Origin of the sequence: Pseudomonas sp. GL-R-26, from assembly GCF_019947365.1 — a bacterium.
In the GTDB taxonomy this organism is placed as follows: domain Bacteria; phylum Pseudomonadota; class Gammaproteobacteria; order Pseudomonadales; family Pseudomonadaceae; genus Aquipseudomonas.
In genome coordinates, this window is record NZ_JAGYGI010000008.1 from 1 (window position 1) to 21,596 (window position 21,596).

At 55.5% G+C, this 21,596-nt stretch carries 19 protein-coding genes, 4 tRNA genes and 1 rRNA gene; all 24 read left to right on the top strand.

Annotation, left to right across the window (positions count from 1 at the left end):
• Positions 1-110, top strand: a 5S ribosomal RNA gene (gene rrf, locus KGA96_RS10145); the annotation flags it as partial.
• Positions 111-245: 135 nt separating this feature from the next.
• Complete coding sequence (gene birA / locus KGA96_RS10150; RefSeq protein WP_046041607.1) at positions 246-1,205, top strand: bifunctional biotin--[acetyl-CoA-carboxylase] ligase/biotin operon repressor BirA; 960 nt, start codon at positions 246-248, stop codon at positions 1,203-1,205.
• Positions 1,195-1,944: a pantothenate kinase gene (locus KGA96_RS10155; protein ID WP_046041608.1), complete on the top strand. Its 750-nt coding sequence runs from the start codon at positions 1,195-1,197 to the stop codon at positions 1,942-1,944. The genes birA and KGA96_RS10155 overlap by 11 nt, the downstream gene beginning before the upstream one ends.
• A gap of 7 nt (positions 1,945-1,951) precedes the next feature.
• Positions 1,952-2,392 (top strand): hypothetical protein, encoded by a 441-nt coding sequence (locus KGA96_RS10160; protein WP_046041609.1) that lies wholly within the window; start codon positions 1,952-1,954, stop codon positions 2,390-2,392.
• A 143-nt stretch (positions 2,393-2,535) separates the two neighbouring features.
• A tRNA-Tyr gene (locus tag KGA96_RS10165) sits at positions 2,536-2,620 on the top strand.
• A gap of 24 nt (positions 2,621-2,644) precedes the next feature.
• A tRNA-Gly gene (locus tag KGA96_RS10170) sits at positions 2,645-2,718 on the top strand.
• Between the two features lie 26 nt (positions 2,719-2,744).
• Positions 2,745-2,820, top strand: a tRNA-Thr gene (locus KGA96_RS10175).
• A gap of 174 nt (positions 2,821-2,994) precedes the next feature.
• Positions 2,995-3,070 (top strand) — tRNA-Trp (locus KGA96_RS10180).
• Between the two features lie 45 nt (positions 3,071-3,115).
• Positions 3,116-3,484 carry a preprotein translocase subunit SecE gene (gene secE / locus KGA96_RS10185; RefSeq protein WP_007984402.1) on the top strand — a complete coding sequence of 123 codons (369 nt, stop codon included), beginning with the start codon at positions 3,116-3,118 and terminating at the stop codon, positions 3,482-3,484.
• Between the two features lie 9 nt (positions 3,485-3,493).
• Positions 3,494-4,027 carry a transcription termination/antitermination protein NusG gene (gene nusG / locus KGA96_RS10190; RefSeq protein ID WP_046041611.1) on the top strand — a complete coding sequence of 178 codons (534 nt, stop codon included), beginning with the start codon at positions 3,494-3,496 and terminating at the stop codon, positions 4,025-4,027.
• A 117-nt stretch (positions 4,028-4,144) separates the two neighbouring features.
• Positions 4,145-4,576 (top strand): 50S ribosomal protein L11, encoded by a 432-nt coding sequence (gene rplK / locus KGA96_RS10195; RefSeq protein WP_007933726.1) that lies wholly within the window; start codon positions 4,145-4,147, stop codon positions 4,574-4,576.
• Positions 4,576-5,271 carry a 50S ribosomal protein L1 gene (rplA, locus tag KGA96_RS10200; RefSeq protein WP_046041612.1) on the top strand — a complete coding sequence of 232 codons (696 nt, stop codon included), beginning with the start codon at positions 4,576-4,578 and terminating at the stop codon, positions 5,269-5,271. Before rplK ends, rplA begins: the two co-directional genes overlap by 1 nt.
• A gap of 198 nt (positions 5,272-5,469) precedes the next feature.
• Positions 5,470-5,970 (top strand): 50S ribosomal protein L10, encoded by a 501-nt coding sequence (gene rplJ, locus KGA96_RS10205; protein WP_007970413.1) that lies wholly within the window; start codon positions 5,470-5,472, stop codon positions 5,968-5,970.
• Between the two features lie 75 nt (positions 5,971-6,045).
• Positions 6,046-6,411 carry a 50S ribosomal protein L7/L12 gene (gene rplL, locus KGA96_RS10210; RefSeq protein WP_046041613.1) on the top strand — a complete coding sequence of 122 codons (366 nt, stop codon included), beginning with the start codon at positions 6,046-6,048 and terminating at the stop codon, positions 6,409-6,411.
• 220 nt (positions 6,412-6,631) lie between these two features.
• Complete coding sequence (gene rpoB / locus KGA96_RS10215) at positions 6,632-10,705, top strand: DNA-directed RNA polymerase subunit beta (protein WP_046041614.1); 4,074 nt, start codon at positions 6,632-6,634, stop codon at positions 10,703-10,705.
• Positions 10,706-10,769: 64 nt separating this feature from the next.
• Positions 10,770-14,969 carry a DNA-directed RNA polymerase subunit beta' gene (rpoC, locus tag KGA96_RS10220; protein ID WP_046041615.1) on the top strand — a complete coding sequence of 1,400 codons (4,200 nt, stop codon included), beginning with the start codon at positions 10,770-10,772 and terminating at the stop codon, positions 14,967-14,969.
• A gap of 216 nt (positions 14,970-15,185) precedes the next feature.
• Positions 15,186-15,557, top strand: coding sequence for a 30S ribosomal protein S12 (gene rpsL / locus KGA96_RS10225; protein ID WP_003186084.1), 372 nt, complete (start codon positions 15,186-15,188; stop codon positions 15,555-15,557).
• A 108-nt stretch (positions 15,558-15,665) separates the two neighbouring features.
• Positions 15,666-16,139 carry a 30S ribosomal protein S7 gene (gene rpsG, locus KGA96_RS10230; protein WP_007994653.1) on the top strand — a complete coding sequence of 158 codons (474 nt, stop codon included), beginning with the start codon at positions 15,666-15,668 and terminating at the stop codon, positions 16,137-16,139.
• A 30-nt stretch (positions 16,140-16,169) separates the two neighbouring features.
• On the top strand, positions 16,170-18,275 hold the full coding sequence (gene fusA, locus KGA96_RS10235) for an elongation factor G (protein ID WP_046041616.1): 2,106 nt from the start codon (positions 16,170-16,172) through the stop codon (positions 18,273-18,275).
• Positions 18,276-18,305: 30 nt separating this feature from the next.
• Complete coding sequence (gene tuf / locus KGA96_RS10240) at positions 18,306-19,499, top strand: elongation factor Tu (protein ID WP_008053875.1); 1,194 nt, start codon at positions 18,306-18,308, stop codon at positions 19,497-19,499.
• Between the two features lie 157 nt (positions 19,500-19,656).
• Positions 19,657-19,968, top strand: coding sequence for a 30S ribosomal protein S10 (gene rpsJ, locus KGA96_RS10245; RefSeq protein WP_003186070.1), 312 nt, complete (start codon positions 19,657-19,659; stop codon positions 19,966-19,968).
• A gap of 80 nt (positions 19,969-20,048) precedes the next feature.
• On the top strand, positions 20,049-20,684 hold the full coding sequence (rplC, locus tag KGA96_RS10250; RefSeq protein ID WP_003186059.1) for a 50S ribosomal protein L3: 636 nt from the start codon (positions 20,049-20,051) through the stop codon (positions 20,682-20,684).
• Between the two features lie 12 nt (positions 20,685-20,696).
• Positions 20,697-21,299 (top strand): 50S ribosomal protein L4, encoded by a 603-nt coding sequence (gene rplD / locus KGA96_RS10255; protein ID WP_003228735.1) that lies wholly within the window; start codon positions 20,697-20,699, stop codon positions 21,297-21,299.
• A complete protein-coding gene (rplW, locus tag KGA96_RS10260) occupies positions 21,296-21,595 on the top strand; it encodes a 50S ribosomal protein L23 (RefSeq protein WP_002555488.1) in 300 nt (99 codons plus the stop codon). Before rplD ends, rplW begins: the two co-directional genes overlap by 4 nt.
• Position 21,596 lies beyond the last annotated feature (1 nt).

Sequence of the window (21,596 nt, forward strand, 5' to 3'; positions counted from 1 at the left end):
GACCATAGAGCGTTGGAACCACCTGATCCCATCCCGAACTCAGCAGTGAAACGATGCATCGCCGATGGTAGTGTGGGGTTTCCCCATGTGAGAGTAGGTCATCGTCAAGATTAAATTCCGAAACCCCAATTGCGAAAGCAGTTGGGGTTTTGTTTTTGTCCGCAGGAAAGCCACGGCTGCTGGATTTCTATGCAATCGCTCGATGCGTGGCTATCATGCGGGCCTCATTGTGAGGCGAGACCTGCATGCTGACGTTGTTAAAGCTTCTTAAAGATGGCCGATTCCATTCGGGTCAAGCATTGGGCGCCGCCCTAGGCGTCAGTCGTAGTGCTGTGTGGAAGCAGCTTCAGCATTTGGAAGCTGAGCTGGGTTTGTCTATTCATAAAGTTCGTGGGCGCGGCTATCAATTGTCCGCGCCATTAGCGCTGCTCGATCCTGCCGAGATAAGCGCTCAGGCGCATTCTTGCGCCTGGCCCGTCCAGGTTTACGACTCAATCGACTCCACGAATGCCGAGGCACTGCGCGCTATCGAGCGGGGGCAGGCGGCACCGTTTGTGGTGCTTTCGGAGCGGCAGACAGCCGGACGCGGGCGACGTGGTCGCAAGTGGGTGAGTCCATTCGCAGAAAACGTCTATTACAGCCTGGTGCTACGCATTGATGGCGGGATGCGTCAGCTGGAGGGTTTGAGTCTCGTCGTTGGACTCGCTGTCTTGCAGACGTTGCGCGAGCTCGGTATTGCAGCCGCTGGATTGAAATGGCCTAACGATGTTCTTGTAGGTCAGAAAAAGATCGCGGGAATACTGCTCGAGTTGGTTGGTGATCCTGCTGACGTGTGCCACGTGGTCCTGGGGGTGGGGATCAATGTGAACATGCAGTCCGCTGATGAGGTGGACCAGCAGTGGACATCCCTGCGGCTCGAGTCGGGCAAATTGTTTGATCGCAACCAATTGGTCGCGATGCTGGGGGAGATGCTGCAGCGATACCTGGCTCGTCACCAGGCGGGTGGTTTTTTGGCCATCCAGTCAGAGTGGGAGCAAAATCACCTGTGGCAGGGGCGAAGCGTGTCGTTGATTGCCGGCGTCAATCAGATTGATGGTGAAGTGCTTGGTATTGATGGCCAGGGCGCTTTGCGCCTGAAGGTGGATGGTGTGGAGAAAGTCTTCAGTGGTGGTGAGTTGAGCCTGAGGTTGCGTGATGATTCTTGAGCTCGATTGTGGGAATAGTTTCATCAAGTGGCGTGTGCTTGCCGCTAATGCCGGGCAGGTGCTGGGTGAAGGGGTCGTCGATTCCAATCTCGCGTTGCTGGAGGGGGTGGGGGCGCTCAAAGGGCTTGCCCTCACGTTTTGCCGGTTGGTGAGCGTCAGGACCGCAGAGGAAACCGCTGCGCTGACGTCTTTGCTCGGCGATACCTTTGATTTGCCGGTTGTATGCGCAACGCCTGCGCGAGAAATGTCAGGCGTGCGCAATGGGTATGAAGAGTTTGAGCGGCTGGGTCTGGATCGGTGGCTTGCAATGCTCGGAGGCTTTCATCTGGCTTCAGGTGCGTGCCTGGTACTCGATTTCGGTACGGCCGTGACCGCTGACTTTATCGCGGCGGATGGAGAGCACCTGGGTGGTTTCATCTGTCCGGGGATGCCGTTGATGCGCAACCAGTTGCGCACCCACACCCGCAAAATTCGTTATGGGGATCTGGCGGCCGAGCAGGCTCAGGAAAGTCTTGTTCCTGGTCGCGCGACTGTCGAGGCAGTAGAGCGTGGTTGTCTGTTGATGTTGCGCGGCTTCGTGCTGACCCAGCTCGAATTGGCGCGCAGTTACTGGGGTGAGGACTTTGTCGTGTTCCTCACCGGGGGGGATGCGAGCCTGGTTGCTGAGGTCGTGCCTCAGGCCAGGGTTGTTCCGGACTTGGTGTTTGTCGGATTGGCCATGGCCTGTCCCTTGTCCTGAGGTTTTTATGCGTTGGTTGTTTCTGCTGCTGCTTGTCCTCAATGGCTTCTACTACATCTGGAATCAACAAGAGGCTCCTTTGCGCGCGAAGGATGTCACGCCTTTGAGTCTGTATCGCGGATCTCAACAAGATATTCGCTTGTTGAGCGAAGCAAGTGACGTATCCAAGGATAAGGGGAAAGCTGTCTCGACAGACAATGGCTGCCTTTATCTGGGCGGCTATACGCGCCAGGAGGCCGCGCAGGCGGTTGAGCGTCGTTTGAGCGGGATGGAGGTCAAGTTTCAGTCTCTGCCGAAAGCTGCGGCTGAAGGGGCAGGGTATTGGGTGCGTATCGCACCGGAAAGCCGGCGTTGGCTGGACGATTTGCAGCTGCAAAACCTTTCTAAAGAATTCAATGAGTTAAAACATAAAATAATGCCGTGCGAGGGGGTTGCACCCACCGAATAGTTTGCATAGAATGGCGCCCGCTCCACAGCGAACACCGGAAACGGTTAACGGTGTGAGGCGAGGTCAACGCAGCTAAGCTCAGGTTTTTAATGAGAAAAATGCTTGACAGAAGGCTGGCATGATGTAGAATGCCGGCTCGCTTAGGAGGGGTTCCCGAGCGGCCAAAGGGATCAGACTGTAAATCTGACGTCTACGACTTCGAAGGTTCGAATCCTTCCCCCTCCACCATTTTTAGCGAGAGCTGTAAGCCTCGCGGGTATAGTTTAGTGGTAGAACCTCAGCCTTCCAAGCTGATGATGCGGGTTCGATTCCCGCTACCCGCTCCAAGTTTACAGGTTTTGCACAGTGTTACGCTCTTGTAGCTCAGTTGGTAGAGCACACCCTTGGTAAGGGTGAGGTCAGCGGTTCAAATCCGCTCAAGAGCTCCATATAACAAGGCAGATATGAAAATATCTGCCTTTGTTTTAGGTGGTAGTGGTTGCGCCTGATTGTGTTTCTGAAGGTTGCCGGTGTCGTGAATGCCGGTGTTGCAGCCAGGGTTGCCTAGTAAGTGTTGTAAAGTCTTTTTCGGGTCGGCATAATGGTCGGCCTGATTTTGTTTTAGGTCAGTAGCTCAATTGGCAGAGCGACGGTCTCCAAAACCGTAGGTTGGGGGTTCGATTCCCTCCTGACCTGCCAGATTCACTCGGTGTGTCTGGCTTTCTTTTCACAGGATCTTCATAGATGACTCCTAAAGCTGAAGCTCAAGGCTCTCGTTTCGACCTCCTCAAGTGGCTTGTAGTAGTCGCTCTGGTGGTTGTTGGCGTTGTTGGCAATCAGTACTTTTCTGCTTCGCCGATCCTGTACCGTGTACTCGCATTGCTTGCTATTGCTGCCGTAGCTGCCTTTGTAGGCCTGCAGACGGTCAAGGGCAAGTCTTTCTTTGTACTGGTTAAGGAAGCGCGTACCGAAATTCGTAAAGTCGTTTGGCCAACTCGCCAAGAAACCACGCAGACCACGTTGATCGTTGTGGCTGTTGTCCTGGTTATGGCGTTGCTGTTGTGGGGGCTTGATTCCCTGCTCGGCTGGCTTGTTTCCTTGATCGTCGGCTAAGGGTGTCCCGTGGCTAAGCGTTGGTATGTTGTGCATGCTTACTCCGGTTACGAGAAGCATGTAATGCGCTCGCTGGTCGAGCGCGTAAAGCTGGCCGGTATGGAAGATGGCTTCGGCGAGATTCTGGTTCCCACTGAAGAAGTGGTTGAAATGCGCAATGGCCAGAAGCGCAAGAGCGAACGCAAATTCTTCCCTGGCTATGTGCTGGTGCAGATGGATATGAACGAGGGTACTTGGCACTTGGTCAAGGACACTCCTCGGGTGATGGGTTTCATTGGCGGTACTGCCGATAAGCCTGCGCCAATCACCGATAAAGAAGCAGAAGCGATTCTGCGCCGCGTTGCCGATGGTAGCGACAAGCCGAAGCCGAAGACGTTGTTCGAGCCGGGTGAGTCGGTGCGCGTCAATGATGGTCCGTTCGCAGACTTTACCGGTGTTGTTGAAGAAGTTAACTACGAAAAGAGCCGGATTCAGGTCGCAGTGCTCATTTTCGGTCGCTCTACTCCGGTGGAGCTCGAGTTCAGCCAGGTCGAAAAGGTCTAGTTGAGCAAAAATCCCAACCCCGCAGCCGTAGGCTGTGGGGTTTTGTCGTCACTGGGATAAACGCGCAAGTAACCGGGGAGCCTCTCGAGGCGTTCGAACCCGTAATTGGAGTGCCTCATGGCCAAGAAGATTACCGCTTACATCAAGCTGCAAGTGAAGGCCGCTCAGGCTAACCCAAGCCCACCTGTTGGTCCTGCTCTGGGTCAGCACGGCGTGAACATCATGGAATTCTGCAAGGCTTTCAACGCCCGTACTCAGGGTCTTGAGCCAGGTCTGCCGACTCCAGTGATCATCACTGTCTACAGCGACCGTAGCTTCACTTTCGAAACCAAATCCACCCCTGCTTCGGTTCTGCTGAAGAAGGCGGCCGGTCTGACCAGCGGTTCCGCTCGTCCGAACACCGTTAAGGTTGGCACCGTGACTCGTGCACAGCTGGAAGAAATCGCGAAAACCAAAAACGCGGATCTGACTGCAGCTGATATGGAAGCAGCCGTGCGTACTATCGCCGGTTCTGCTCGTAGCATGGGCCTTAACGTGGAGGGTGTGTAATGGCTAAGCTGACCAAGCGTCAAAAGGCTATCGCCGGCAAAATCGAAGCAGGCAAGGCCTACAACTTTGTAGACGCTGCTGCCCTGCTGGCTGAGCTGTCGACTGTCAAGTTCAGCGAGTCGTTCGACGTAGCTGTAAACCTGGGTGTTGACCCGCGTAAATCCGACCAGGTCGTTCGTAGCGCTACTGTGCTGCCACACGGCACTGGCAAGACCGTTCGCGTTGCTGTGTTCACCCAGGGTCCAGCTGCTGAAGCCGCTTTGGCTGCCGGCGCTGACCGTGTAGGCATGGACGACCTGGCCGCCGAAATGAAAGGCGGCGACCTGAACTATGACGTAGTGATCGCATCCCCGGATGCAATGCGCGTTGTAGGTCAGTTGGGTCAGATCCTCGGTCCACGTGGCCTGATGCCTAACCCTAAAGTCGGCACCGTAACTCCAGACGTAGCTACCGCGGTTAAAAACGCCAAGGCTGGTCAGGTTCGTTATCGCACCGACAAAAACGGCATCATCCACACTTCCGTTGGCAAGATCGGCTTCGACGCCGTCAAGCTGAAGGAAAACGTTGAAGCCCTGATCGCTGATCTGAAGCGTATCAAGCCAGCTGCCTCGAAAGGCATTTACGTCAAGCGCGTTACCCTGAGCACCACTATGGGCCCAGGTCTGGTCATCGACCAAAGCTCGCTCGACGCGTAAGACACAGATTGGCGCAAGCGATTGCGCCAATTGAAAAATTGGGGTCCCTGCCTGGCGGGGGCTATCCAAGACCGTAGGCGACGCAAGTCTTAAACCTCAAGCCTACGCAGATGGTGCTCCCGGTTCCTTACCGAATCAGACACCAAAACGACATCCGGTTTCGACCAGATGAAACGGTAACAAGCAGGAGTTAAACCCGTGGCAATTAAACTCGAAGACAAGAAGGCCATCGTCGCTGAAGTCAACGAGGCTGCCAAAGTCGCTCTGTCCGCTGTCGTGGCTGATGCCCGTGGCGTAACAGTAGGCGCGATGACCGGACTCCGTAAAGAGGCTCGTGAAGCTGGCGTTTACGTACGTGTTGTACGTAACACCCTGCTCAAGCGCGCTGTTGCTGACACTGAATTCAGTGTCCTCAACGACGTGTTCACTGGCCCTACCCTGATTGCGTTCTCCAAAGAACATCCAGGCGCTGCTGCCCGGATCTTCAAGGAATTCGCAAAGGGTCAGGACAAGTTCGAGATCAAGGCAGCTGCGTTCGAGGGCAAGTTCCTCGCAGCTAACCAAATCGACGTACTGGCAACTCTGCCGACCCGTGACGAAGCAATTTCTCAGCTGATGAGCGTGATTCAAGGCGCTACCAGCAAGTTGGCTCGTACTCTGGCGGCAATTCGCGACCAGAAAGAAGCTGCTGCAGCCTAAGGCTCGTCAACTTCTCGCGTTTTTTGTTTTTTTCGATGGTCGCGTAGGCCGTCCCCAATATCAGGAATTAGATTCATGTCTATCTCTCAGAACGATATCCTTGAAGCAGTTGGCAGCATGTCCGTAATGGAAGTTGTTGAGCTGATCAAAGCTTTCGAAGAAAAATTCGGTGTTACCGCTGCTGCTGCATCGGCAGGTCCTGCCGCTGCTGCCGCTGTTGTTGAAGAGCAAACTGAATTCAACGTCATGCTGCTGGAAGCTGGCGAGAAGAAAGTTAACGTGATCAAGGCAGTACGTGAACTGACCGGTCTGGGCCTGAAAGAAGCCAAGGCTGTAGTTGACGGCGCTCCTGCCATGGTTCTGGAAGCAGTGACCAAAGATGCAGGCGACAAAGCCAAAGCAACTCTGGAAGAAGCAGGCGCTAAAGTCGAGCTGAAGTAAGCATCGACTTTGCGTCTCCAGCCCGAGCGTTAAGCGACAGGCTGATGGCTGGTGGCTCTTGCCACCGGCCTTTTTCCGTTATTGGCAGCCGACTGGGTCGGTGCCGATAACGTGCTGTAACCACCCGATGCGGTGGCGCAAACCATGGGGTTTGCACGATTTTCTGGCTGCTCCCGTCGGGAGGGGCCAAACAAGCAGGTGACCAAGCTGGGGAACGCTGATGGCTTACTCATATACTGAGAAAAAACGTATCCGCAAGGACTTTAGCAAGTTGCCGGACGTCATGGATGTGCCGTACCTCCTGGCCATCCAGCTGGATTCGTATCGTGAATTCTTGCAAGCGGGAGCGACTAAAGATCAGTTCCGCGACGTGGGCCTGCATGCGGCCTTCAAATCCGTTTTCCCGATCATCAGCTACTCCGGCAATGCTGCGCTGGAGTACGTCGGATATCGTCTGGGCGAACCGGCATTTGATGTCAAAGAATGCGTATTGCGCGGTGTAACTTACGCCGTACCTTTGCGGGTAAAAGTGCGCCTGATCATTTTCGACAAAGAATCGTCGAACAAAGCGATCAAGGACATCAAAGAGCAAGAAGTCTACATGGGTGAAATCCCCCTGATGACTGAAAACGGTACCTTCGTAATCAACGGTACCGAGCGTGTAATCGTTTCCCAGCTGCACCGTTCCCCGGGCGTGTTCTTCGACCACGACCGTGGCAAGACGCACAGCTCCGGTAAACTGCTGTACTCCGCGCGCATCATTCCTTACCGCGGTTCGTGGCTGGACTTCGAGTTCGACCCGAAAGACTGCGTATTCGTGCGTATCGACCGTCGTCGCAAGCTGCCTGCATCGGTACTGCTGCGCGCGCTGGGCTATACCACTGAAGAAGTGCTGGACGCGTTCTATACCACCAACGTATTCCACGTGAAGGGCGAGACCCTGAGCCTGGAGCTGGTGCCTCAGCGCCTGCGCGGTGAAATCGCTGTCCTCGATATTCTGGATGACAAAGGCAAGGTTATTGTCGAGCAGGGTCGTCGTATCACCGCTCGCCACGTCAACCAGCTGGAAAAAGCCGGGATCAAAGAGCTGGATGTGCCTCTGGACTACGTCCTGGGTCGCACAACCGCCAAGGTCATCGTGCACCCGGCAACCGGCGAAATCCTGGCAGAGTGCAACACCGAGCTGAACACCGAGATCCTGGCCAAAATCGCCAAGGCTCAGGTTGTTCGCATCGAAACTCTGTACACCAACGATATCGACTGCGGTCCGTTCGTCTCCGACACCCTGAAGATCGACTCCACCAGCAACCAACTGGAAGCGCTGGTCGAGATCTATCGCATGATGCGTCCTGGCGAGCCGCCAACCAAAGACGCTGCCGAGACCCTGTTCAACAACCTGTTCTTCAGCCCTGAGCGCTATGACCTGTCTGCGGTCGGCCGGATGAAGTTCAACCGTCGTATCGGTCGTACCGAGATCGAAGGTTCGGGCGTGCTGTGCAAGGAAGACATCGTCGCGGTACTGAAGACCCTGGTCGACATCCGTAACGGTAAAGGCATCGTCGATGACATCGACCACCTGGGTAACCGTCGTGTTCGCTGCGTAGGCGAAATGGCCGAGAACCAGTTCCGCGTTGGCCTGGTACGTGTTGAGCGTGCGGTCAAAGAGCGTCTGTCGATGGCTGAAAGCGAAGGCCTGATGCCGCAAGACCTGATCAACGCCAAGCCAGTGGCTGCGGCGGTGAAAGAGTTCTTCGGTTCCAGCCAGCTGTCCCAGTTCATGGACCAGAACAACCCGCTGTCCGAGATCACCCACAAGCGTCGTGTCTCTGCACTCGGCCCTGGCGGTTTGACTCGTGAGCGCGCCGGCTTCGAAGTTCGTGACGTACACCCGACTCACTACGGTCGTGTATGCCCGATTGAAACGCCGGAAGGTCCGAACATCGGTCTGATCAACTCCCTGGCCGCTTATGCGCGCACCAACCAGTACGGCTTCCTGGAAAGCCCGTACCGTGTGGTGAAAGACGCTCTGGTCACCGACGAGATCGTGTTCCTGTCCGCCATCGAAGAAGCCGATCACGTGATCGCTCAGGCTTCGGCCACGATGAACGACAAGAAAATGCTGATCGACGAGCTGGTAGCTGTTCGTCACTTGAACGAGTTCACCGTCAAGGCGCCGGAAGACGTCACCTTGATGGACGTTTCTCCGAAGCAGGTAGTTTCGGTTGCAGCGTCGCTGATCCCGTTCCTCGAGCACGATGACGCCAACCGTGCGTTGATGGGTTCGAACATGCAGCGTCAAGCTGTACCAACCCTGCGCGCTGACAAGCCGCTGGTCGGTACTGGCATGGAGCGTAACGTAGCTCGTGACTCCGGCGTTTGCGTCGTGGCTCGTCGTGGTGGCGTTATCGATTCCGTCGACGCCAGCCGTATCGTGGTTCGTGTTGCTGATGATGAAGTTGAAACCGGTGAAGCTGGTGTCGACATCTACAACCTGACCAAATACACCCGCTCCAACCAGAACACCTGCATCAACCAGCGTCCGCTGGTGCGTAAAGGTGATCGGGTTCAGCGTAGCGACATCATGGCTGACGGCCCGTCCACCGACATGGGTGAACTGGCGCTGGGTCAGAATATGCGCATCGCGTTCATGGCCTGGAACGGTTACAACTTCGAAGACTCCATCTGCCTGTCGGAACGAGTTGTTCAAGAAGACCGCTTTACCACGATCCACATTCAGGAACTGACCTGTGTGGCACGTGACACCAAGCTTGGGCCAGAGGAAATCACTGCAGACATCCCGAACGTGGGTGAAGCTGCACTGAACAAGCTGGACGAAGCCGGTATCGTTTACGTAGGTGCTGAAGTTGGCGCAGGCGACATCCTGGTCGGTAAGGTCACTCCGAAAGGCGAGACCCAGCTGACTCCGGAAGAAAAACTGCTGCGTGCGATCTTCGGTGAAAAAGCCAGCGACGTTAAAGACACTTCCCTGCGTGTACCTACCGGTACCAAAGGTACTGTCATCGACGTACAGGTCTTCACCCGCGACGGCGTTGAGCGTGATGCTCGTGCACTGTCGATCGAGAAGTCCCAGCTGGACGAGATCCGCAAGGACCTGAACGAAGAGTTCCGTATCGTTGAAGGTGCTACTTTCGAACGTCTGCGTTCCGCTCTGGTCGGCCACAAAGCCGAAGGCGGCGCCGGTCTGAAGAAAGGCCAGGACATCACCGACGAAGTTCTCGACGGTCTTGAGCACGGCCAGTGGTTCAAACTGCGCATGGCTGAAGATGCTCTGAACGAGCAGCTCGAGAAGGCTCAGGCTTACATCGTTGATCGTCGCCGTCTGCTGGACGACAAGTTCGAAGACAAGAAGCGCAAACTGCAGCAGGGCGATGACCTGGCTCCAGGCGTGCTGAAAATCGTCAAGGTCTACCTGGCAATCCGTCGTCGCATCCAGCCGGGCGACAAGATGGCCGGTCGTCACGGTAACAAAGGTGTGGTCTCCGTGATCATGCCGGTTGAAGACATGCCGCACGATGCCAATGGCACCCCGGTCGACGTCGTCCTCAACCCGTTGGGCGTACCTTCGCGTATGAACGTCGGTCAGATCCTTGAAACCCACCTGGGCCTCGCGGCCAAGGGTCTGGGCGAGAAGATCAATCGCATGATTGAAGAGCAGCGCAAAGTTGCCGAGCTGCGCAAGTTCCTGCACGAGATCTATAACGAGATCGGCGGTCGTCAGGAAAGCCTCGATGACTTCTCGGACCAGGAAATCCTGGATCTGGCTCAAAACCTGCGTGGCGGCGTTCCAATGGCCACTCCAGTGTTCGACGGCGCCAAGGAAAGCGAAATCAAGGCCATGCTGAAACTGGCGGACCTGCCAGAAAGCGGCCAGATGCAGCTGACCGACGGCCGTACCGGCAATAAGTTCGAGCGCCCGGTTACCGTTGGCTACATGTACATGCTGAAGCTGAACCACTTGGTAGACGACAAGATGCACGCTCGTTCTACCGGTTCGTACAGCCTGGTTACCCAGCAGCCGCTGGGTGGTAAGGCGCAGTTCGGTGGTCAGCGTTTCGGGGAGATGGAGGTCTGGGCACTGGAAGCATACGGTGCCGCTTACACTCTGCAAGAAATGCTCACAGTGAAGTCGGACGATGTGAACGGCCGTACCAAGATGTACAAAAACATCGTGGATGGCGATCACCGTATGGAGCCGGGCATGCCCGAGTCCTTCAACGTGTTGATCAAGGAAATTCGTTCCCTCGGCATCGATATCGATCTGGAAACCGAATAACACGTGACGCGAATCGAGAGCGGGGCAGGATTGCCCGCTCTCTGCTCCGCCAGGAGGAAAGGCCTTGAAAGACCTACTGAATTTGCTGAAAAACCAGGGTCAAGTCGAAGAGTTCGACGCCATCCGTATCGGATTGGCATCGCCTGAGATGATCCGTTCGTGGTCGTTCGGTGAAGTTAAAAAGCCGGAAACCATTAACTACCGTACGTTCAAACCTGAGCGTGACGGCCTGTTCTGCGCCAAGATCTTTGGCCCGGTAAAGGATTACGAGTGCCTGTGCGGTAAGTACAAGCGCTTGAAGCACCGTGGTGTGATCTGCGAGAAGTGCGGTGTTGAAGTCGCGCTGGCAAAAGTTCGTCGTGAGCGCATGGCGCACATCGAACTGGCCTCGCCAGTTGCCCACATCTGGTTCCTGAAATCGCTGCCGTCCCGTATCGGCTTGCTGATGGACATGACCCTGCGTGATATCGAACGCGTTCTCTACTTCGAGAGCTACGTCGTTATCGATCCAGGCATGACCACCCTTGAAAAAGGTCAGCTGCTGAACGACGAGCAGTACTTCGAAGCGCTGGAAGAGTTCGGCGACGATTTCGATGCCCGCATGGGTGCCGAAGCTGTCCGCGAACTGCTGCACGCTATCGACCTGGAGCACGAGATTGGTCGCCTGCGTGAAGAGATTCCGCAAACCAACTCCGAAACCAAGATCAAGAAGCTGTCCAAGCGTCTGAAGTTGATGGAAGCCTTCCAGGGTTCCGGCAACCTGCCAGAGTGGATGGTGCTGACCGTTCTGCCGGTTCTGCCGCCAGATCTGCGTCCACTGGTCCCGCTCGATGGCGGTCGCTTCGCGACTTCCGACCTCAACGATCTGTATCGTCGAGTGATCAACCGTAACAACCGTTTGAAGCGCCTGCTGGATCTGTCCGCTCCGGACATCATCGTGCGCAACGAAAAGCGTATGTTGCAGGAAGCTGTCGACGCACTGCTCGACAACGGTCGCCGTGGCCGCGCTATCACCGGTTCGAACAAGCGTCCTCTGAAATCCCTGGCTGACATGATCAAGGGTAAGCAGGGTCGTTTCCGTCAGAACTTGCTCGGTAAGCGTGTTGACTACTCCGGCCGTTCGGTAATTACCGTAGGTCCGACCCTGCGTCTGCACCAGTGCGGTCTGCCGAAGAAAATGGCTCTCGAGCTGTTCAAGCCGTTCATTTTCGGCAAGCTGGAAATGCGTGGTCTTGCTACCACCATCAAGGCTGCCAAGAAGATGGTCGAGCGCGAGCTGCCAGAGGTCTGGGACGTTCTCGCTGAAGTGATTCGCGAACACCCGGTACTTCTCAACCGTGCACCGACCCTTCACCGTCTGGGTATCCAGGCGTTTGAACCGGTACTGATCGAAGGTAAGGCTATCCAGCTGCACCCTCTGGTCTGCGCCGCGTACAACGCCGACTTCGACGGCGACCAAATGGCCGTGCACGTACCGCTGACGCTGGAAGCCCAGCTCGAAGCGCGTGCGTTGATGATGTCGACCAACAACATTCTGTCGCCAGCCAACGGTGAGCCAATCATCGTTCCGTCGCAGGACGTTGTATTGGGTCTGTACTACATGACTCGTGAAGCGATCAACGCCAAGGGCGAAGGTCGTGTGTTCGCGGATCTGCAGGAAGTTGACCGTGTGTTCCGTGCCGGCGAAGCCGCACTGCACGCCAAGGTTAAAGTCCGGATCAACGAAACCGTCAACGACCGTGATGGCGGCAGCGTGAGCAACACCCGTATCGTCGACACCACTGTCGGCCGTGCTCTGTTGTTCCAGGTTGTGCCAAAGGGTCTGTCGTACGACGTCGTCAACCTGCCGATGAAGAAAAAGGCGATCTCCAAGCTGATCAACCAGTGCTATCGCGTGGTTGGTTTGAAAGAGACTGTGATCTTCGCTGACCAGTTGATGTACACCGGTTTTGCTTATTCGACCATTTCCGGCGTTTCCATCGGTGTTAACGACTTCGTTATCCCGGATGAAAAAGCCCGCATCATCAATGCTGCTACTGATGAAGTGAAAGAGATCGAAAGCCAGTACGCCTCCGGCCTGGTAACCCAGGGCGAGAAGTACAACAAAGTGATCGACCTTTGGTCCAAGGCGAACGACGAAGTTTCCAAGGCGATGATGGCCAACCTCTCGAAAGAGAAAGTCATCGACCGTCATGGCGTCGAAGTCGACCAGGAATCCTTCAACTCGATGTACATGATGGCCGACTCGGGTGCGCGGGGTTCCGCAGCACAGATTCGTCAGCTGGCCGGTATGCGTGGCCTGATGGCCAAGCCGGACGGTTCCATCATTGAAACGCCGATTACTGCGAACTTCCGTGAAGGTTTGAGCGTACTTCAGTACTTCATCTCCACTCACGGTGCTCGTAAGGGTCTTGCGGATACCGCGTTGAAAACGGCTAACTCCGGTTACCTGACTCGTCGTCTGGTAGACGTTGCACAAGATCTGGTTGTAACCGAGATCGATTGCGGCACCGAACACGGTCTGCTGATGACTCCGCACATTGAAGGCGGTGACGTTGTAGAGCCGCTGGGTGAGCGCGTATTGGGTCGTGTTATCGCCCGTGACGTATTCAAGCCAGGTACCGAGGACGTCATCGTTCCTGCCGGCACCCTGGTAGACGAAAAGTGGGTCGAGTTCATCGAGCTCAACAGCATCGACGAAGTGATCGTGCGTTCGCCGATCAGCTGCGAAACCCGCTTCGGTATTTGCGCCAAGTGCTACGGCCGCGATCTGGCTCGTGGTCACCAGGTGAACATCGGTGAAGCGGTCGGCGTTATCGCTGCCCAGTCCATCGGTGAACCGGGTACCCAGCTGACGATGCGTACGTTCCACATCGGTGGTGCGGCAAGCCGGACCTCCGCAGCCGACAGCGTTCAGGTGAAGAATGGCGGTACCGTCCGTCTGCATAACCTGAAGCACGTTGAGCGAGTGGATGGTTGCCTGGTTGCTGTGTCCCGTTCCGGTGAGCTGGCCATCGCTGATGACTTCGGTCGTGAGCGTGAGCGTTACAAGCTGCCGTATGGTGCCGTGATTTCGGTTAAAGAAGGTGACAAGGTCGAAGCTGGCGCCATCGTGGCCAAGTGGGATCCGCACACTCACCCGATCGTTACCGAAATGAAAGGTACCGTGACCTACGTGGGCATGGAAGAAGGCATCACGATCAAGCGTCAGACTGACGAATTGACCGGTATGACCAACATTGAAGTCCTCGACGCCAAGGATCGTCCAGCTGCCGGTAAGGACATCCGTCCTGCCGTGAAGATGGTCGACGACAACGGCAAGGATCTGTTGCTGCCAGGCACTGACGTTATCGCTCAGTACTTCCTGCCAGCCAACGCCCTGGTCGGTGTAGCGGATGGTGCGAAGATCGCGATCGGTGATGTTATCGCTCGTATCCCGCAAGAGACTTCGAAAACTCGCGACATCACCGGTGGTCTGCCGCGTGTTGCCGACTTGTTCGAAGCCCGTCGTCCGAAAGAAGCGTCGATTCTGGCTGAAGTCAGCGGCACCATCGCGTTCGGTAAAGAGACCAAGGGCAAGCGCCGTCTGGTTATCACCCCGAACGACGGTACCGATCCGTACGAAGAGCTGATTCCGAAGTGGCGTCACCTGAACGTGTTCGAAGGCGAACAGGTAAACCGCGGCGAAGTTATCTCCGACGGTCCAAGCGATCCACACGACATCCTGCGTCTGCTGGGTGTGAGTGCGCTGGCCAAGTACATCGTCAACGAGATCCAGGACGTTTACCGTCTGCAAGGCGTGAAGATCAACGACAAGCACATCGAGACCATCCTGCGTCAGATGCTGCGTAAAGTTGAGATCGCTGAATCCGGCGATTCCAGTTTCATCAAGGGCGACCAGATGGAATTGACTCACGTACTGGTAGAGAACGAGCGTCTGAGCGGCGAAGACAAGTTTGTCTCCAAGTTCACTCGCGTTCTGCTGGGTATCACCAAGGCATCGTTGTCCACCGAATCGTTCATCTCGGCGGCTTCCTTCCAGGAAACCACTCGCGTACTGACCGAAGCGGCGGTAACCGGCAAGCGCGATTACCTGCGCGGCCTGAAGGAAAACGTGGTCGTGGGTCGTCTGATCCCGGCTGGTACCGGCCTGGCTTATCACAGCGAGCGTAAGCGCCGCCGTGAAGCAGACAAGCCGTTGCGCGTAAGCGCCAGTGAAGTGGAAGCTGCACTGACCGAAGCGCTGAACTCGAGCGGTAACTGAGTTCTGCGGTAAATGAGTGTGAGGCCCTGGTCACTCCGTTCATCGAATCGAGACAATTTGTCGAGATTGGATGAGCGGGGAGGGCGGGGCCTTGCCTTGACTGGGGACAAGATCCTCTTTAGACTCTTGTACCCCTAAATTTGGCGGGAACTCGTTCCTGCCATTTTGCTTTTCTTGCAAGACAATAGCGTCGCAAGACAACAGTGGAGCTAGTAGATGGCAACTATCAACCAGCTGGTACGTCAGCCGCGTAAGCGTATCGTCGAGAAATCCGACGTGCCTGCGCTGCAGAACTGCCCGCAACGCCGTGGCGTGTGCACCCGTGTGTACACCACCACGCCGAAAAAACCTAACTCGGCACTGCGTAAAGTATGCCGTGTGCGTCTGACCAACGGTTTCGAGGTTTCCTCGTACATCGGCGGTGAAGGCCACAACCTGCAAGAGCACAGCGTGGTACTGATCCGCGGCGGTCGTGTAAAAGACTTGCCAGGTGTTCGTTACCACACCGTTCGCGGTTCGTTGGATACTTCCGGTGTTAAAGGTCGTAACCAGGGTCGTTCGAAGTACGGTACCAAGCGTCCGAAGTAATCGGCCGTTTTGCAGTTTTTCATTTTATTGAGTCGATAAGAGTAAGGTCGGGCACGCATCCATAGGAGCTGTCCCGGGCTAACCTGAAGACCGTTTGAGGGCTTATCAATGCCAAGACGTCGCGTAGCAGCCAAGCGTGAGATTCTGGACGATCCGAAATACGGAAGCCAAATCCTCGCCAAATTCATGAACCACGTAATGGAAAGCGGCAAGAAAGCCGTTGCCGAACGTATCGTTTATGGTGCCCTGGATACCGTGAAGGCTCGTAAGGCCGGCACCGATCCCCTGGAACTCTTCGAAAAAGCACTCGACGCCATCGCTCCGCTGGTCGAAGTGAAGTCGCGCCGCGTTGGTGGTGCTACTTACCAGGTTCCGGTCGAAGTTCGTCCTTCCCGTCGTAACGCTCTGGCAATGCGCTGGTTGGTAGACTACGCCCGCAAGCGCGGCGAGAAGTCTATGGCTCTGCGTTTGGCTGGCGAACTGTTGGACGCTGCCGAAGGCAAAGGTGCTGCAGTTAAGAAGCGTGAAGACGTTCACCGTATGGCTGAAGCCAACAAGGCTTTCTCGCACTACCGCTTCTAATTTTAGCGTCACTAATTTTGCGAGGGCTTTATGGCTCGTACAACACCGATTAATCGCTACCGTAACATTGGTATCGTTGCACACGTGGATGCTGGTAAAACCACCACCACTGAGCGCGTCCTTTTTTACACTGGCAAAAGTCACAAGATGGGCGAGGTGCATGACGGCGCCGCGACCACAGACTGGATGGTGCAGGAGCAGGAGCGTGGTATTACCATTACTTCTGCTGCCATTACCGCCTTCTGGCAGGGTTCCGCCAAGCAGCACAAAGACCAGTACCGTTTCAACGTCATCGATACCCCGGGCCACGTAGACTTCACTATTGAAGTTGAGCGTTCCCTGCGTGTACTCGACGGTGCGGTCGTTGTGTTCTGCGGTACTTCCGGCGTTGAGCCTCAGTCCGAAACCGTATGGCGTCAAGCCAACAAGTACGGTGTTCCACGTATCGTTTACGTGAACAAGATGGACCGTGCTGGTGCTAACTTCCTGCGCGTGATCGCTCAGATCAAGCAGCGTCTGGGTCACACTCCGGTGCCTATCCAGTTGGCTATCGGTTCCGAAGACAACTTCCAGGGTCAGATCGATCTGATGACCATGGAAGCGGTTTACTGGAACGATGCCGACAAGGGTATGACTCCTCGTCGTGAAGCCATCCCTGCTGAACTGCAGGAACTGGCTGAAGAGTGGCGCAACAACATGGTTGAGGCTGCGGCCGAAGCCAGCGAAGAGCTGATGAACAAGTACCTTGAAGGTGAAGAGCTCACCATCGAGGAAATCAAGGGTGCTCTGCGTCAGCGTACTATCGCTGGTGAGATCGTCCTGGCTGTTTGCGGTTCTTCCTTCAAGAACAAGGGTGTTCCCCTGGTTCTCGACGCCGTTATCGACTACCTGCCGGCTCCAAGCGACATTCCTGCCATCAAGGGTACTGACCCGGATGACGAGGAAAAGCAAATGGAGCGTCATGCAGACGACAACGAGCCGTTCTCGGCTCTGGCGTTCAAGATCGCTACCGACCCATTCGTGGGTACCTTGACTTTCGTCCGTGTTTACTCGGGCGTGTTGGCCTCCGGCGACGGCGTGATCAACTCGGTCAAAGGCAAGAAAGAGCGCGTGGGTCGTATGGTGCAAATGCACGCAAACGCCCGTGAAGAGATCAAGGAAGTACGCGCTGGTGACATCGCGGCCCTGATCGGCATGAAGGACGTCACCACTGGTGAAACCTTGTGCAACGCTGACAAGCCAATCATCCTGGTTCGCATGGACTTCCCGGAGCCGGTTATTTCGGTTGCCGTTGAGCCTAAGACCAAGGATGACCAGGAAAAAATGGGTATCGCTCTGGGCAAACTTGCTCAGGAAGACCCGTCTTTCCGCGTCAAGACTGATGAAGAGACTGGTCAAACGATCATCTCTGGCATGGGCGAGTTGCACCTGGACATCCTGGTTGACCGGATGCGCCGTGAGTTCAACGTCGAAGCCAACATCGGTAAGCCTCAGGTTTCGTATCGTGAGCGCATCACGAAGAATTGCGAAATCGAAGGCAAGTTCGTTCGTCAGTCCGGCGGTCGTGGCCAGTTCGGCCACTGCTGGATCCGTTTTGCTCCTGCTGACGAAGGTCAGGAAGGTCTGCAATTCGTGAACGAAGTAGTGGGTGGTGTGGTTCCTAAGGAATACATCCCGGCTATCCAGAAGGGTATCGAAGAGCAGATGAAGAACGGCGTAGTTGCCGGCTATCCGCTGATCGGCCTGAAGGCTACCGTGTTTGATGGTTCTTACCACGACGTCGACTCGAACGAGATGGCGTTTAAGGTGGCTGCTTCCATGGCGACCAAGCAACTGGCCCAGAAGGGCGGTGGTGAGTTGCTCGAGCCAATCATGGCGGTAGAGGTTGTTACGCCTGAAGACTATATGGGTGACGTGATGGGCGACCTTAACCGTCGTCGCGGCATGATTCTGGGTATGGAAGACACGGTCTCCGGTAAGGTGATCCGTGCTGAAGTTCCGTTGGGCGAGATGTTCGGTTATGCGACCGACGTTCGTTCGATGTCTCAGGGTCGCGCAAGCTACTCTATGGAATTCAAAAAATACAATACAGCTCCGTCGCACATCGTCGAAACTGTAACCAAAAAACAAGGCTGATTCAGTCCTTTAGGCAAGGAGTTAATTGTCGTGGCTAAAGAAAAATTTGATCGTTCCCTACCGCACGTCAACGTTGGCACTATCGGTCACGTTGACCACGGTAAAACCACTCTGACCGCAGCTCTGACTCGCGTTTGCTCCGAAGTTTTCGGTTCCGCAATCGTTGATTTCGATAAAATCGACAGCGCTCCAGAAGAAAAAGCTCGTGGTATCACCATCAACACCGCGCACGTCGAGTACAACTCGAAGATCCGTCACTACGCTCACGTTGACTGCCCAGGTCACGCTGACTATGTGAAGAACATGATCACTGGTGCTGCCCAGATGGACGGCGCGATCCTGGTTTGCTCGGCCGCTGATGGTCCGATGCCACAAACCCGTGAGCACATCCTGCTGTCCCGTCAGGTAGGCGTTCCGTACATCGTGGTTTTCCTGAACAAGGCTGACCTGGTAGACGACGCTGAGCTGCTGGAACTGGTCGAGATGGAAGTTCGCGACCTGCTGTCCACCTACGACTTCCCGGGCGATGACACTCCAATCATCATCGGTTCGGCTCGTATGGCGCTGGAAGGCAAAGACGACAACGAAATGGGCACCACTGCCGTTCGTAAACTGGTTGAAACTCTGGACAGCTACATCCCAGAACCAGAGCGCGCTATCGACAAGCCATTCCTGATGCCAATCGAAGACGTATTCTCGATCTCGGGTCGTGGTACTGTTGTGACCGGTCGTATCGAGCGCGGTATCGTTCGCGTTCAAGATGCACTGGAAATCGTTGGTCTGCGTGACACCACCACCACCACCTGCACCGGTGTTGAAATGTTCCGCAAGCTGCTCGACGAAGGTCGTGCTGGCGAGAACTGCGGCGTTCTGCTGCGTGGTACCAAGCGTGACGACGTTGAGCGTGGCCAGGTTCTGGTTAAGCCAGGTTCGGTTAAGCCGCACACCAAGTTCACCGCAGAAGTTTACGTTCTGAGCAAGGAAGAAGGCGGTCGTCACACTCCGTTCTTCAAAGGCTACCGTCCACAGTTCTACTTCCGTACTACTGACGTGACTGGTAACTGCCAGCTGCCAGAAGGCGTTGAAATGGTAATGCCAGGTGATAACATCCAAATGGAAGTTACCCTGATCAAGACCATCGCAATGGAAGACGGCCTGCGTTTCGCTATCCGTGAAGGCGGTCGTACCGTCGGCGCTGGCGTCGTAGCCAAAATCATCGAGTAAGCATCTCTTTTGAGATAGCTTCGATGCTTTGAAAGGCCCCCGCTCAGCGGGGGCTTTTTTATTGGGTTGACACCCATCTGGGGCGTCTATAGAATTGCGCCTCCTTTTAACGGGCGTATTGCGCCCGGTGGGAATAGCAGCCGGAGTCTGAAATCCAATGCAAAATCAGCAAATCCGTATCAGGTTGAAGGCTTTCGACCATCGCCTGATCGACCAATCAACCCAGGAAATCGTGGAAACCGCGAAACGTACTGGTGCTCAAGTGCGTGGTCCAATTCCACTGCCTACCCGTAAAGAGCGGTTCACCGTTCTGGTCTCCCCGCACGTCAACAAAGACGCGCGTGACCAGTACGAGATCCGTACTCATAAGCGCGTTCTGGACATCGTCCAGCCAACGGATAAAACCGTTGATGCTCTTATGAAGCTTGATCTTGCGGCCGGTGTGGAAGTGCAGATCAGCCTCGGCTAAGACTCGGTCTTAGTCGTGTAACGCTCTGAAATGGGCGGCCATAGCGGGTGAAAGCCCCGTACACTCATGAGGTTTACAACATGACTATTGGTGTAGTCGGTCGTAAATGCGGTATGACCCGTATTTTCACCGAAGAAGGTGTCTCCATTCCGGTCACGGTCATTGAGATCGAACCGAATCGCGTCACCCAGTTCAAAACTGAAGAGACCGATGGCTATCGTGCAGTGCAAGTCACTGTCGGCGAGCGTCGTGCTTCGCGTGTAACAGCAGCTCAGGCTGGCCACTTCGCTAAAGCGAACGTTGCCGCTGGTCGTACCGTAATGGAATTCCGCCTTGAAGAAGGCGAGTACCAGGCCGGCGATCTGATCAACGCTGAAATCTTCGCCGCTGGTCAACTGGTTGATGTAACCGGTCAGTCCAAGGGTAAAGGCTTCCAGGGTACGATCAAGCGTTGGAATTTCCGCGGGCAAGATAACACCCACGGTAACTCCGTATCCCACCGCGTTCCAGGCTCTATCGGCCAGTGCCAGACTCCTGGTCGTGTATTCAAGGGCAAAAAAATGTCCGGTCATATGGGCGCTGAGCGCGTGACCGTGCAGTCCCTCGAAGTAGTGCGCGTGGACGCTGAACGCAATCTGTTGTTGGTCAAGGGCGCTGTTCCTGGCGCTACTGGCGGCAACTTGGTTGTACGTCCAGCAGCCAAGGCTCGCGGTTAAGGGGAAGCTGACATGCAATTAAATGTAAATGACGCTCAAGCGATCGAAGTTTCCGAACTGACATTTGGCGGCGAATTCAACGAGACGCTGGTTCACCAAGCAGTCGTGGCCTACATGGCCGGCGGCCGTCAGGGTTCCAAGCAGCAAAAGACCCGTTCCGACGTTCGTGGTGGCGGCAAGCGCCCATGGCGTCAGAAAGGTACTGGCCGTGCTCGTGCCGGTACTATCCGTAGCCCAATCTGGCGAGGCGGCGGTACCACTTTCGCAGCTCGTCCTCAGGATCACTCCCAGAAGCTGAACAAGAAGATGTATCGCGCAGCAATGCGTTCCATCCTTGCTGAGCTGGTGCGTACTGATCGTCTGGTCGTGGTTCAGGATTTCGCCGTTGAAACGCCGAAAACCAAAGACCTGCTGGGCAAACTGAACAACATGAGCCTGACCGACGTTCTGATCGTGTCCGACGCTGTTGATCAGAACCTGTACCTGGCTGCTCGTAACCTGCCACACGTAGATGTACGTGACGTGCAAGGTTCCGATCCAGTTAGTCTGATCGCATACGACAAGGTGTTGATCACCGTGTCGGCCGTGAAGAAATTCGAGGAGCTGCTGGGATGAACCAGGAACGCGTATTTAAAGTTCTGCTTGGCCCGCACGTTTCCGAGAAGGCTACGGTTCTGGCAGACAAGAAAGGCCAGTTCGTTTTCAAGGTTGCTACCGACGCAACCAAGCTGGAAATCAAGAAGGCCGTCGAAAGCCTGTTCAGCGTGAAAGTAGAGCGTGTTACTACCCTGAATGTTCTGGGTAAGAGCAAGCGCACTGCTCGCGGTCTGGGCAAGCGTAATGACTGGAAGAAGGCAGTTATCTCCCTTCAGCCAGGCCAAGATCTCGATTTCAGCAGCAGTGCTGAGTAAG